The 12,904-nt window shown below is 65.1% G+C and carries 10 protein-coding genes; 7 read left to right on the forward strand and 3 right to left on the reverse strand.

All coding sequences use genetic code 11. From position 1 onward, the window contains the following. Nucleotides 1-34 precede the first annotated feature (34 nt). Nucleotides 35-763, reverse strand: coding sequence for an ArsR/SmtB family transcription factor (locus tag SO140_RS17360; protein WP_474799276.1), 729 nt, complete (start codon nt 761-763; stop codon nt 35-37). A gap of 116 nt (nt 764-879) precedes the next feature. Between SO140_RS17360 and SO140_RS17365 the strand changes: the two genes are divergently transcribed. The 5 genes from SO140_RS17365 (at nt 880) to SO140_RS17385 (ending at nt 6,205) form a co-directional block, all read left to right on the forward strand. Then, complete coding sequence (locus SO140_RS17365; protein WP_449379222.1) at nt 880-1,284, forward strand: RidA family protein; 405 nt, start codon at nt 880-882, stop codon at nt 1,282-1,284. Between the two features lie 75 nt (nt 1,285-1,359). Next, nucleotides 1,360-1,680 (forward strand): hypothetical protein, encoded by a 321-nt coding sequence (locus SO140_RS17370; RefSeq protein ID WP_449379174.1) that lies wholly within the window; start codon nt 1,360-1,362, stop codon nt 1,678-1,680. 225 nt (nt 1,681-1,905) lie between these two features. Then, the gene (locus SO140_RS17375; RefSeq protein ID WP_449379173.1) at nt 1,906-2,637 is read left to right on the forward strand and encodes an outer membrane protein; all 732 of its coding nucleotides are present in this window, start codon (nt 1,906-1,908) and stop codon (nt 2,635-2,637) included. Nucleotides 2,638-2,802: 165 nt separating this feature from the next. Beyond that, nucleotides 2,803-4,944 carry a methyl-accepting chemotaxis protein gene (locus SO140_RS17380; protein WP_449379172.1) on the forward strand — a complete coding sequence of 714 codons (2,142 nt, stop codon included), beginning with the start codon at nt 2,803-2,805 and terminating at the stop codon, nt 4,942-4,944. Between the two features lie 199 nt (nt 4,945-5,143). After that, the gene (locus SO140_RS17385; RefSeq protein ID WP_449379171.1) at nt 5,144-6,205 is read left to right on the forward strand and encodes an MBL fold metallo-hydrolase; all 1,062 of its coding nucleotides are present in this window, start codon (nt 5,144-5,146) and stop codon (nt 6,203-6,205) included. Between the two features lie 9 nt (nt 6,206-6,214). On the opposite strand, the gene aroQ is transcribed toward SO140_RS17385, so the two are convergent. Beyond that, complete coding sequence (gene aroQ / locus SO140_RS17390) at nt 6,215-6,646, reverse strand: type II 3-dehydroquinate dehydratase (protein ID WP_449379170.1); 432 nt, start codon at nt 6,644-6,646, stop codon at nt 6,215-6,217. 325 nt (nt 6,647-6,971) lie between these two features. Between aroQ and hemA the strand changes: the two genes are divergently transcribed. Together hemA and SO140_RS17400 are read left to right on the forward strand one after the other, a co-directional pair. Further along, nucleotides 6,972-8,201: a 5-aminolevulinate synthase gene (gene hemA, locus SO140_RS17395; RefSeq protein WP_449379169.1), complete on the forward strand. Its 1,230-nt coding sequence runs from the start codon at nt 6,972-6,974 to the stop codon at nt 8,199-8,201. 279 nt (nt 8,202-8,480) lie between these two features. After that, complete coding sequence (locus SO140_RS17400) at nt 8,481-11,990, forward strand: PAS domain-containing hybrid sensor histidine kinase/response regulator (protein WP_449379168.1); 3,510 nt, start codon at nt 8,481-8,483, stop codon at nt 11,988-11,990. A gap of 110 nt (nt 11,991-12,100) precedes the next feature. Here the strand turns inward: SO140_RS17400 and SO140_RS17405 are convergent, their stop codons facing one another. Continuing rightward, complete coding sequence (locus SO140_RS17405) at nt 12,101-12,772, reverse strand: response regulator transcription factor (RefSeq protein ID WP_027521419.1); 672 nt, start codon at nt 12,770-12,772, stop codon at nt 12,101-12,103. Between the last annotated feature and the right edge of the window lie 132 nt (nt 12,773-12,904).

The raw sequence follows: 12,904 nt of genomic DNA on the forward strand, positions 1-12,904 counted from the left end.
CGCTCGACCGGCAGCGAGAGACTAGCACGCGAATTCATGATCGGGCATTTGATGAACCGCGGCTTCTGCCATCGCTCAGGTCGATGCCGAATGTCTTGCGCAAGCCGATCTGCCCGGACGGCGTGATGCGCACGATCCGCGTGTCGCGATCGCGCCTCAGCCAACCGAGCTCCAGGCAGCATCGTTGAATTTCCGCGCCGACGTGACCGGCGACATGATAGCGGCGCTCGCTCCAGTCCAGGCACGGGCGGCAGAAAACTCGCCTGCTCCGGGACGTCGGCGTCAGCTCGGCACCGAACAGGGAGAGGAAGCGTGTACCGGAAGCGGTCACCTCGCCGCCGTCGTCCGTGAGGACAAGGTGCCCTTTGGCAACGAGGGCATCGGCGATGGCAACCCCCAGATGACCGGCCAGATGATCGTAGCAGGTGCGCGCGAAACGGAGCTGGTCATCGCCGATCGAGCGCGGCTGGTGACGCGACGGAACCTCGATCGCGGCGACCGCCTTGATGCTTTCCAGCATCCTGGCCACCAGAGGCGACGCGATGCGGTAGTAGCGGTTGCGGCGCTTCTGGGTCACGCTAAGCAACCTCGCACCGACCAGCTTGCCGAGATGTCCGCTGGCGGTGGACTTTGATACTCGCGCCCGCGCAGCGAGCTCGCTTGCGGTCAGCGCCTGTCCGCCCATGAGCGCGGCCAGCATGGTGGCACGGGCGGTGTCGCCAACCAGCGCCGCCACTTCGACCATGTTTGCCGCCGCGACCATGGCTGATCCTATCGCGACGGCGCCGGCGCAACAACGGTGACAATTCGGCAACCGCCGAACCATCGATGGGCGGCATGCAGTAGCTTGTGGCGCCAGCAGAGCCCGGAGAAAGCAACATGAAACGAATCCGCGTGGAGCCGATTTCGACCTATCTGGAACGTCGCCGCAAAGGCCCGATCTATCCGGCGGTCGTCGCCAACGGCCTGGTCTATCTGTCCGGACTGCCGCCATTTGATCCCGAAACAGGCGAGATCAGGCCGCTGCCATTCGAGCGGCAGGCCGAAATCGTGCTCGATCAGATGAAGCACTGCCTGGAAACGGCAGGATCCTCGCTGACACGGGTCATCAAGTGCAATGTCTATTGCACGCCCACCCCCTCGCACTTCGCCGCGTTCAACGAGATATACGCCCGCTACTTCGAGGATGAATCCCCCGCCCGCATCTTCGTGCATGTCCCGTCGTGGCCCGGGCCATTCGACGTGGAGGTTGATTGCGTCGCTTTGGCAGGTCCCGGGGGATGAGACAGGCCCGCCTTCGGATCGGCCCGAATCAGCGCTAATGCATTCACCTCATCGACTTCGCTTAACTGAGGTGACATGACCGGCCCCGAACTGAAGCAATTGCGCGCCGACCTGTCCGAGGCGCTCGGCCGGGAGCTCACGGTCGCGGACATGGCGAAGCTGTGCGGCCTGCCGGCTGTGAGCGGGACAGTGACGATCCGGCGTTGGGAGGTGCGCGGGCCGAGCGCGTCGGCGGCCAAGGTGCTCCGCGTGCTCGCAATGGCAAGCGAGCGCTATCCGATCCTGGAGAAGTTCGACATCTTCGATCGTCACACCATCGCCGAGAAGGACCGGCCCGCGCAGCGCGAAAAGTTTCGCGAGCAGATGCGCGAGGAGGTGCGCAGGCGCCTGGCTTGACGGAGAGCGGCCGATCGTCTCCGCAAACCCAGCCGCGTTAAGCCTTTCTTCACCCTTTCTTAAGCCGTCGTTAAGCACGAAAAGCATTTGCCGGCCAATACGTCGGGTTGGCGGCCGCTGTGCCGCGCATGTGACAGCATTTTCATCAAAAGCCCGCTATCCGCGAAAGCAACGACGGCGCGAGATGCGCGCCTGCCGGGAATGATGCGTTGGAGTAAGAAGACGATGAAGAAGATTCTGTTCGCGACCGTTGCGCTGCTCTCGTTAAGCGCCGCCGCGCCCGCCGTCGGTGCCGATCTCGGCGCCCGCCCCTACTACAGCAAGACGCCTGCGCCGGCTTATGTCGCGCCGATCTACAACTGGACCGGCTTCTATCTCGGTGCGCATCTCGGCGGCGCGTTCTCGAGCGACAACAATTTCAACGGTCTCTCCACCGGCAACAACGGCAACGGCCGCTTCCTCGGTGGTCTGCAGGTCGGTGCGGACTGGCAATTCCACCCGAACTTCGTGGTCGGTGTCGAAGGCCAGTACTCCTGGCTCTCCGGCAGCGTCGGCGCGGTGTTCCCGAGCGGCTACGCCTACACCAACGATCAGCGCGGGCTCGGCTCGATCACCGGTCGCGTCGGTTACACCTGGGGCCCGGGTCTGGTCTACGTGAAGGGCGGCTACGCCTATTCGGACAACAACGAGCATGTGACGCTTGGCGGCGCGCCGGTCGGATTTGCGATCTCTGGCGATCATCGCAACGGCTACACCGTCGGCGCCGGACTTGAATACCTGTTCGCCCCGAACTGGTCGGCCAAGGCTGAATACCAGTACTACAATTTCGGCAGCGCCAGCTTCACCGCGCCTGCGGCGCTGGTGCCGGCCGGCAGCTTCACCACCGACGATCACACGGTGAAGGCGGGCGTCAACTACCGCTTCAATTGGGCGGGCCCGGTGGCCGCGCGTTACTGACCGCCAACCACAATCGATCTTGCGGAAAGGGCCGGCAGTCTTGCCGGCCCTTCTTTTTTCGCCGCGTGGAAAAGCGCAAGCAATTGCCTCGCTTGCGATTTTTTAACTCGCGCCCCCGATACTGCCGCCCGCAAAATATAAAGTAATGCGCGTGGGGGAATTCTGATGGCGATCCGTGTGAGCCTGGGCAGCCTCGGGCCTCGTATCTCGTTGCAGAAGTGGGGTGTGCGCGGCAGCCTGTTCGCCGCCTTCGCGGTCATTGCCGGCATGGGCCTCGTGATCTCGGCGGGCGCCGGCTACGTGCTGCAAAATCTCGGCGAACGCATGGTCGACCTGAGCGGGCGGGACATTCCGCGTCTCGCCGCAAGCCTGCAATTGTCCGCCCAGAGCGCGAGCCTCGCGGCACAGGGACCGGCACTGCTCGCCGCACCGAGCGAGGATGCTCTGAACGAGCGCACCAGGAAGCTCAAGGAATTGCAGCAGCAGGTCCAGCAGAAGCTCGGCGAGATCATCGAGCTCGGCGCCGACAAGACGGTCGTCACGGGCCTCAACGACACCATCAAGAACCTCAATGAGGCAGCGCAAAGCCTGACCTCGGCCGCCCGCGAGCGGCTCGACGTCGCGGCACTTCACGACAAGCAATACGATGCGCTGCGCAAGGCACAGGGCGATTTCGTCGGCGCGGCGAGCCCTGCGATGCTCAATGCCCAGACCCAGGTCAACGCGATTCTCGGCTCGGCGAACCTGTCGGCCGAAGACGCCAGCGAAGCGGCGCAGACCGTCGGCCAGCTCGGCAATGTCGTTGCGGCCGGCAATCTTGCGGCGGCCGACATGAGCGCAGCGCTCTCGGCCAACACCGCCGACAAGCTCGACGACATCCAGAAGGATTTCAAGACGGCCCAGGGGCGCCTGCGCTCGAACCTCGACCTGCTGCCGGACAATCAGGGCAGCAAGATGCTGCGCGAGACGGCCGAAAAGCTGCTTGCGCTCGGCACCGGGAAGACCGGCGTGTTCAACCTGCGCGAGAAGGAGCTCGACGCCACCGACTACGGCCAGACCGTGCTCGACGAAACCCGCAAGCTCAATGTCGGCCTCGGCATCAGCGTGCAGCAATTGGTCGAAGGTGTGCAAAAGGAGACCAACGACTCGACCTTCCAGGCGCGCAGGCAGATTTCGTTCGCCACCATGGTCATGCTGGCGCTGGGCGCGCTGACCCTGGTCGGCTCGGTGCTGTTCGTGTGGCTCTATGTCGGACGCAACATCCTGCGGCGCATCGGCGGGCTGCAGCGCGCGATGCAGCTGCTCTCGGCCGGCGATCTCGACGCAGAGATCGTCCGCACCAGACATAGTGACGAGATCGGCGCCATGACCGACACGCTTCAGGTGTTCCGCCAGAGCATGATCGAGGCCCGTGCACTCGCCGGCGAGCAGGACAAGGACCGCGTCGCCAAGGCGGAGCGCGCCGCGCGCATGGAGGCGCAGATCGGATCGTTCGAAGGCACCGTGCGCACAGCCCTCGACAGCCTCGCCCAATCGGCCAATTCGATGCAGGCGACCGCGCAGAGCATGTCGTCGACGGCCGACCAGTCGAACGCGCTGGTCAACGCCGTGGCGTCGGCCGCCGAGGAGACCTCGGTCAACGTGCAGACGGTGTCGGCCGGCACCGAGCAATTGTCGTCCTCGATTGCCGAGATCAGCCGCCAGGTCGTCACCTCGGCCGAGATCGCCAAGAAGGCGGTCCACGAAGCCGGCGCGACCGACGCGACCGTGCAAGGCCTTGCAGACAGCGCAAGCCGCATCAGCGTGGTCGTCGATCTGATCCAGACCATCGCCTCGCAGACCAATCTGCTCGCGCTCAACGCCACGATCGAAGCGGCGCGCGCGGGCGAGGCCGGCCGCGGCTTCGCGGTGGTCGCCTCCGAAGTAAAGAGCCTCGCGAGCCAGACCGCGAAAGCCACGGACGAGATCCGCACCCAGATCGCCAGCATGCAACAGGTCACGACCTCTGCGGTCGGCGCGATCAGGGGCATCGGCCAGATCATCGGCGAGATCAACGACGTGACCACGTCGATCGCCGCCGCCGTCGAGGAACAGGGGGCAGCGACACGCGAGATCGCCCGCAACATCCAGCACGCCGCGGGAGGCACCAGCGAGGTGTCCAGCAACATCGTCGGCGTCTCCACGGCCTCGGCCGAAGCCGGCGCTGCGGCGACCGAGGTGCTGAGCGCCTCCGATGCGCTGCGCCGCGAGGCCGACGTGCTGCGCGGAGAGGTCGACGCGTTCCTCAGCAATATCCGCGCGGCCTAAGACTTCTCTTCCGTCATTCCGGGGCGCCTCGAAGAGGCGAACCCGGAATCTCGCGCCACAACCTCCGCATTCCGGGTTCGCGGCTTTGCCGCGCCCCGGAATGACATCGTGTCCGCCCGCCGGAATGACGGCCATGCGAAGGCCACCCCACGTGGTTTTTCGGCTGGCGTCCGGCCCGATGTGCGGGTACCGATAGTCCATGCATTCGAAGAGCGACAGCGTACAGTCCTCGGCCGAGGCCCTGCGCTACCCCTGGGAACAGCATCCCGGCCCCGAAGAGGTCGTGGAGGTGCGCCCCGGTGTGTTGTGGGTGCGGCTCAAACTGCCGTTCCGCCTCAACCATGTGAACATCTACCTGCTCGCCGACGGCGACGGCTATGCGATGATCGACTCCGGCTTCGGCAATGAGGAGACGATCGAGGCCTGGACAAAACTGTTCGACGGGCCGCTCAGAAGCGTCCATATCACGCGCTTGATCGTCACCCATTCGCACCCCGACCATGTTGGCCTGGCGGGCTGGATCGTCGAGCGGTTCAACTGTCCTCTCGAGATGTCGCAGGTTGAATATCTGCAATCGGTCTATCACCAGAACCGTGGCACCGAGGAGCGGCGCAACGCGCAGCGGCTGTTCTTCCGTCGCCATGGCATGGACGAGACGCTGACCGACAAGCTGCTCGGCCGCGGCCAGGAATATCTGAAACGCGTGTCGGTGCTGCCGGCCTCCTACCGCCGCATCTCGCATGGCGACGAGGTCGTGATCGGCCCGCGCCGCTTCAAGGTGATCACTGGCGGCGGTCATGCGCTCGACCAGGTGATGCTGTATTGCGCGGATGACAAGCTGTTCCTCTCCGCCGACCAGGTGCTGAGCAAGATCTCGCCGAACGTCAGCGTCTGGGCGGTCGAGCCCGACCAGAACTCGCTCGGCGAATATCTGGCCTCGCTCGCGAGCCTCACCACCACGCTGCCCTATGACGTGCTGGTGCTGCCCGGCCACGGCGTGCCGTTCTACGGCTTGAAGACCCGCATCAAGCAGCTCGCCGACCATCACGAGGAGCGCTGCCGCATGATCGCGGAAGCGTGCCGCGAGGTGCCGCAGACCTCGTCCCAGCTCGTGCCGGTCGTGTTCCACAAGCACGTGCTCGATGCCCACCAGATGGGCTTTGCCGCGGGCGAATTGATCGCCCACGTCAACTACATGCTGGTCGAGGGACGGCTGACCGCGGAAGAGAGGGACGGCGTGCTCCAGTTCAGGACGACCTGAGCGCGCGCCTCACTTCATCTGCGCGATCGCGTGCATCGCCGCGATGTAGCCGTAGGGCCCGAGCCCGCAGATCACGCCGGTCGCCACGAACGAAATCTTCGAGTGCCGGTGATATTCGTCGCGGGCGTGGATGTTGGAGATATGCACCTCCAGCACCGGGCCCTCGAACGCCTTGATCGCGTCCATGATCGCGACGGACGTGAAGGAGAAGCCAGCCGGATTGATGATGACGGCATTGGCATCCTGCCGCGCCGACTGGATCAGGTCCACCAGAACGCCCTCGTGATTGGACTGGTGGAAGGCGACCGAGAGATCGAGCCTTACAGCGGCCTCCTCGCAGCTAGCCTTGATCTGGGCAAGTGTCGTCGTTCCGTAGATGTGCGGCTCGCGCACGCCGAGGAGATTGAGGTTCGGGCCGTTCAGGATCATCACTCGTTTCATGGCGCTTCCCTTTGCAAGAGCTCTCCGCGAGGCCGGCGGCACCGCAGCCCCTTCTGGAGAAGGGCCACGAGCCCGGCTTAACCGGTTCCGCGATCATGACCGGCGAAGCGCCATGGACAAAATGTCCATGCCGCCGCGAAGGCGACCGCGCAGTCCAAGGAGCTGGCGTGCGGCGGCACTAGCCGGTTGATCCACATCAATTATTGCTGACGGCCGGCCGCTATGAATGGTCCTGCCCGCCGCATTGCCAAATGTGAGCTGGCGCATAGACATTAGAGCTTGAAAAGCTCTAAGAAGATTAGCCAGTTCCGCTGCAGGTCTGCCGATGGATTACAACGCGTACTTCAATTCCGCCCTCGATCGCCTCCACGCCGAGCGGCGCTATCGCGTGTTCGCCGATCTCGAGCGTATGGCCGGCAGGTTCCCGCACGCGGTGTGGCATTCGCCCAAGGGCAAGCGCGACGTCGTGATCTGGTGCTCCAACGACTACCTCGGCATGGGCCAGCACCCGAAGGTGGTCGGCGCCATGGTCGAGACCGCGACCCGGGTCGGCACCGGCGCGGGCGGCACCCGCAACATCGCCGGCACCCATCATCCGCTGGTGCAGCTCGAAGCCGAGCTTGCCGATCTCCATGGCAAGGAGGCCGCTCTCCTCTTCACATCCGGCTACGTCTCGAACCAGACCGGCATCGCGACGATCGCCAAGCTCATCCCGAACTGCCTGATCCTGTCGGACGAGCTCAACCACAATTCGATGATCGAGGGCATCCGCCAATCCGGCTGCGAGCGCATCGTATTCCGCCACAACGACCTCGCCGATCTCGAAGCGCTCTTGAAGGCCGCCGGCCCGAACCGGCCAAAACTGATCGCCTGCGAGAGCCTCTATTCGATGGACGGCGACGTCGCCCCGCTCGCAAAGATCTGCGACCTGGCCGAGAAATACGGCGCGATGACCTATGTGGACGAGGTTCATGCCGTCGGCATGTACGGCCCGCGCGGCGGCGGCATCGCCGAGCGTGACGGCGTCATGCATCGCATCGACATCCTGGAAGGTACGCTGGCGAAAGCCTTCGGCTGCCTTGGCGGCTATATCGCGGCCAACGGCCAGATCATCGACGCCGTGCGCTCCTATGCGCCGGGCTTCATCTTCACCACCGCGCTGCCGCCAGCGATCTGCTCGGCCGCAACCGCCGCGATCAAGCACCTGAAGACCTCGAGCTGGGAGCGCGAGCGCCATCAGGACCGCGCCGCGCGCGTCAAGGCGATCCTGGATGCCGCCGGCCTGCCGGTGATGTCGAGTGACACCCACATCGTGCCGCTGTTCGTCGGCGATCCCGAGAAGTGCAAGCAGGCCTCCGACCTGCTCTTGGAAGAGCACGGCATCTACATCCAGCCGATCAACTATCCCACCGTCGCCAAGGGCACCGAGCGGCTGCGCATCACGCCCTCGCCCTATCACGACGACGGCCTGATCGATCAGCTCGCCGAAGCCCTCCTCCAGGTCTGGGACCGCCTCGGCCTGCCGCTGCGCCAGAAGTCGCTGGCGGCGGAGTAAGTCGCGCTGGCCCAGCGCGATGAATCCACCCACACCCTTCCCGGGCTACCCCCTCCCCAGCAAAGGGGGAGGGACAGGGAGTGGGGTGCCAAACGGGGACTCTCTCGGTAGGCCTGAGGCCGCCCTGCGATCATGACGACGCAGCTTAACGACGATGATGGTTCCTGCGGCAACTGGAAAAATGGCTGTCGCTTGCGGCGAGCTTAAGCGCTAGATTTTCTTCGGAAAATGAGATCAGACGCGGCTTTCGCCGCGACGCAAGGGAGAGGTTCCCCAGCAATGCTGCACGACTGGGGCGTGATCGCAGCCGCTTTCGGCTATATCGGCTTTTTATTCCTGGTAGCGAGCCACGGCGACCGCCGCTCCCAGGCTAAAGCCGGCCGTGCCTCCGGCCTGATCTACCCGCTCTCGCTGGCGATCTACTGCACCTCCTGGACCTTCTTCGGCTCGGTCGGCTTCGCCACCCGCACCTCGACCGACTTCCTCGCGATCTATGTCGGCCCGGTCCTGATGATCGGGATCGGCACCGGCATCCTGCGCCGCGTGATCCAGCTCGCCAAGGCACAGAACATCACCTCGATCGCCGACTTCATCGGCGCACGCTACGGCAAGAGCCAGGCGGTGGCGGCAACGGTCGCTCTGATCGCGATCATCGGCTCGGTGCCCTATATCGCCCTGCAACTGAAGGCCGTCGCCTCCTCGCTCGAAACCATCTTGAGCGAGGACCAGGCCTTCTCCCACATCCCGATCCTCGGCGACATGGCGCTGATGGTGACGCTGGCGATGGCGGCCTTCGCGGTCCTGTTCGGCACGCGGCAGACCGACGCCACCGAGCACCAGCACGGCCTGATGCTCGCGGTCGCCACCGAATCCATCGTCAAGCTGGTGGCGTTCCTCGCCGCCGGCGCCTTCGTCACCTTCTGGATGTTCTCACCGCACGAATTGATCGAGCGCGCGATGAAGACGCCGGAGGCGGTGCGCGCCATCAACTATTCGCCCTCGATCGGCAACTTCCTGACCATGACGCTGCTATCGTTCTGCGCAGTCATGCTGCTGCCGCGCCAGTTCCACGTCAGCGTGGTGGAGAACTCGTCCGATGCCGAGGTCGGCCGCGCCCGCTGGCTGTTCCCGCTCTATCTCGTCGCCATCAACGTCTTCGTGATCCCGATCGCGCTCGCCGGTCTCGTGACCTTCCCGTTCGGCGCGATCGATCCCGACATGTACGTTCTGGCGCTGCCGATGGAGGGCGGCAACGACCTGCTCAGCGTCGCCATCTTCGTCGGCGGATTGTCGGCGGCGACCGCGATGGTGATCGTGGAATGCGTCGCGCTCTCCATCATGGTCTCCAACGACCTCGTGGTGCCGCTGGTGCTGAAGCGGCGGCCCGAGGGCCGCGCCGGCGCGACGGATTTCATCGACTTCCTGCTGCGCTCGCGGCGCCTCGCGATCTTCGCCATCATGGTGATGGCCTATTTCTATTATCGCGCACTCGGCAACACCCAGCTCGCGGCGATTGGTCTTCTGTCCTTTGCCGCCATCGCCCAGCTTGCGCCGAGCTTCTTCGGCGGCCTGTTGTGGCGGCGTGCCACCGCGCGCGGCGCCATCGGCGGCATGCTGGTCGGCTTCGCCATGTGGCTCTACACGCTGTTCCTGCCGAGCTTCCTCGACTCCTCGACCTCGGGCATCCTGCTGCTTCAGCATGGTCCGTTCGGCCTCGAGGCGTTGCGGCCGCAGGCGCTGTTCGGCGCCGACCTTCCGCCGCTGCTGCATGGCGTCGCCTGGTCGCTGTCGCTCAACGTCCTCACCTACGTGCTGCTCTCGCTGGCGCGCCAGCCGAGCTCGATCGAGCTCGTGCAGGGTGACCTGTTCGTTCCCAACACGCTCGCGCCGATCGCGCCGAATTTCCGCCGCTGGCGCACCACCGTCACCGTGCAGGACATCCAGAGCACGGTGGCGCAATATCTCGGGCCCGAGCGCGCGCGGCAATCCTTCGAGGCGTTTGCGTCACGGCGCAATGTGCGGCTCGAAGCGGGCGCACCGGCCGATTTCGAACTGTTGCAGCACGCCGAGCACATGATCGCCTCCTCGATCGGGGCGGCCTCCTCGCGCCTCGTGATGTCGCTCCTGCTGCGCAAGCGGACCGTGTCGGCAAAAGCCGCGCTCAAACTGCTCGACGATTCCCATGCGGCACTGCATTTCAACCGCGAGATCCTCCAGACCGCGCTCAATCATGTGCGCCAGGGCATCGCGGTGTTCGACGAGGACTTGCAGCTGATCTGCTCGAACCGGCAGTTCGGCGAATTGCTGAGCGTGCCGCCGCATTTCATCCAGTTCGGTACGCCGCTGCGCGAAATCCTGGAATTCATGGGCGCCGGCAACCCGGCGGAAGTCGACGATCACGAGGCGATGCTGGCGCGGCGGCTCGTCGCCTATACGACCGACAGCGCGCCGTATCTGGAGCGCCTGCCCGACCGCCATATGGTCATCGAAGTCCTGACCAATCGCATGCCCGGTGGCGGCTTCGTCATCACCTTCACCGACGTCACCCCGTCCTTCGAGGCGGCCGAGGCGCTCGAGCGCGCCAACGCCACGCTGGAAAAGCGGGTGCGCGACCGCACCGAGGAGCTGACGCGACTGAACTCGGAGCTGGCGCGGGCGAAGAGCACCGCCGAAGACGCCAACATTTCCAAGACGCGCTTCCTCGCCGCGGCGAGCCACGACATCCTCCAGCCGCTGAACGCCGCGCGGCTCTACGCGACGAGCCTGGTGGAGCGTCAGCATGGCGGCGAAGAGACGCGGCTGGTCGAGAACATCGACGAATCGCTGCAGGCGATCGAGGAGATCCTGGGCGCGCTGCTCGATATCTCGCGGCTGGATGCGGGCGCCATGACGACCTCGATCTCGAGCTTCAAGATCGGCGACCTCATGCGGTCGCTGGAGATCGAGTTCGCGCCGATCGCGCGCGCCAAGGGCTTGCGGCTGACCTTCATGCCCTGCTCGCTGGCGGTCAAATCGGACCGGCTGCTGCTGCGTCGCCTGCTGCAGAACCTGATCTCCAACGCGATCAAATACACGCCGCGCGGGCGTGTGCTGGTCGGCTGCCGCCGCCAGGGGCCATCGCTGAAAGTCTGCGTCTACGACACCGGCGTCGGCATCCCTGCCGTGAAGCGCAGCGAGATCTTCAAGGAATTCCACCGCCTCGAGCAGGGCGCGCGGATCGCGCGCGGCCTGGGACTGGGCCTGTCGATCGTCGAGCGCCTGGCGCGCGTGCTCAAGCACGGCATCGCCATCGATGCCAATGCGAGCGGCGGCTCGATGTTCTCGGTAACGGTGCCGACCGCCAAGGCGGCAACCCATACTGCGGCCGTGACCAGCGCCACGCCGCTCGCACGCACGCCGATTGCCGGCGCGCTGATCGTATGCATCGAGAACGACGCAGCAATCCTCGACGGCATGCGCACGCTGCTGAAAGCCTGGAATGCCGAGGTCATCGCGGTCGCTGATCCCGAGGGTGCGATCAGTGCGATCGAGGCGGCCGGCCGCAACGTGACAGGCCTGCTCGTCGACTATCATCTCGACCGCGGCAACGGCATCGCCGCCATCCGCGACATCCGCCGCCGCTTCGGCGACAACATACCGGCGATCCTGATCACCGCCGACCGCAGCCCGGCCGTGCAGGTCGCCGCGCGCGAGGAGCAGATCGCGGTGCTGAACAAGCCGGTGAAGCCGGCTTCGCTGCGGGCTCTGCTCGGGCAATGGCGCACGCAGCAGATGGTGGCTGCGGAGTGAGACGTCGTCATTCCGGGGCGCGAAGCGAACCCGGAATCTCGAGATTCTCAGGTGCGCAATTGCGCACCATAGTTCGATGCTTCGCATCGCCCCGGAATGACAGCCAAGGATCACTCCGTCGGCGTGCCCTGCTTCCACTGGCCGCCGGCGATCTTGGCGGCGGCGATCACGGCCTGGGTACGGCTCTCCACGCCGAGCTTTTGCAGGATCGCGGAGACGTGGGCCTTGATGGTCGCCTCGGAGACGCCGAGCTCATAGGCGATCTGCTTGTTGAGGAGACCTTCCGATAGCATCATCAGCACCCGCACCTGCTGCGGCGTCAGCGTCACCAGGCGGTCGCGCAGGCGCATCATATCGGGATCGGCGGCGGAGTTGAGGTCGGTATCCGGGGGCACCCAGACATCGCCGTCCATCACCTTCAGGATGGCGTCACGCAGGGTCTCGACGCCGAACCGCTTGGGAATGAAACCGGAGGCGCCGAAGTCGAGGGAGCGGCGGATCGTGGCGCTGTCGTCGGACGCCGAGACGATGACCACCGGGATCGCCGGATATTGCGCACGCAGATAGATCAGGCCCGAAAAGCCGGAGATACCGGGCATCGACAGGTCAAGCAGGACCAGATCGACATCGGAATCCTGTTCCAGGAGCTTGGTCAGGTCCTCGAACGATCCGGCCTCGTCGACCCGCGCCGAGGTCAGAACGCCAGCCACTGCCTGGCGCAGCGCATCGCGGAACAGGGGATGGTCATCGGCGATGACGAGGCGGGTTGCGGGAGCGTTCATCGATCTCTTGCTGTCGTTGTGGTCGGGCCAACAAGCCAGGGCGCCGGCGGGCCAATTCTTCCCCGAGCGGCCGTGGCATGCAAGCCCACATTATCCCTTTGCCGCAAAGGGGTTAATCCCGATATTCTACTT

Source organism: Bradyrhizobium sp. UFLA05-108 (assembly GCF_059803455.1).

Bases quoted from the DNA above. Each gene is read 5' to 3' on its own strand.
- SO140_RS17360 (WP_474799276.1), bottom strand. From the start codon at position 763: ATGGTCGCGGCGGCAAACATGGTCGAAGTGGCGGCGCTGGTTGGCGAC.
- SO140_RS17365 (WP_449379222.1), top strand. From the start codon at position 880: ATGAAACGAATCCGCGTGGAGCCGATTTCGACCTATCTGGAACGTCGC.
- SO140_RS17370 (WP_449379174.1), top strand. From the start codon at position 1,360: ATGACCGGCCCCGAACTGAAGCAATTGCGCGCCGACCTGTCCGAGGCG.
- SO140_RS17375 (WP_449379173.1), top strand. From the start codon at position 1,906: ATGAAGAAGATTCTGTTCGCGACCGTTGCGCTGCTCTCGTTAAGCGCC.
- SO140_RS17380 (WP_449379172.1), top strand. From the start codon at position 2,803: ATGGCGATCCGTGTGAGCCTGGGCAGCCTCGGGCCTCGTATCTCGTTG.
- SO140_RS17385 (WP_449379171.1), top strand. From the start codon at position 5,144: ATGCATTCGAAGAGCGACAGCGTACAGTCCTCGGCCGAGGCCCTGCGC.
- aroQ (WP_449379170.1), bottom strand. From the start codon at position 6,646: ATGAAACGAGTGATGATCCTGAACGGCCCGAACCTCAATCTCCTCGGC.
- hemA (WP_449379169.1), top strand. From the start codon at position 6,972: ATGGATTACAACGCGTACTTCAATTCCGCCCTCGATCGCCTCCACGCC.
- SO140_RS17400 (WP_449379168.1), top strand. From the start codon at position 8,481: ATGCTGCACGACTGGGGCGTGATCGCAGCCGCTTTCGGCTATATCGGC.
- SO140_RS17405 (WP_027521419.1), bottom strand. From the start codon at position 12,772: ATGAACGCTCCCGCAACCCGCCTCGTCATCGCCGATGACCATCCCCTG.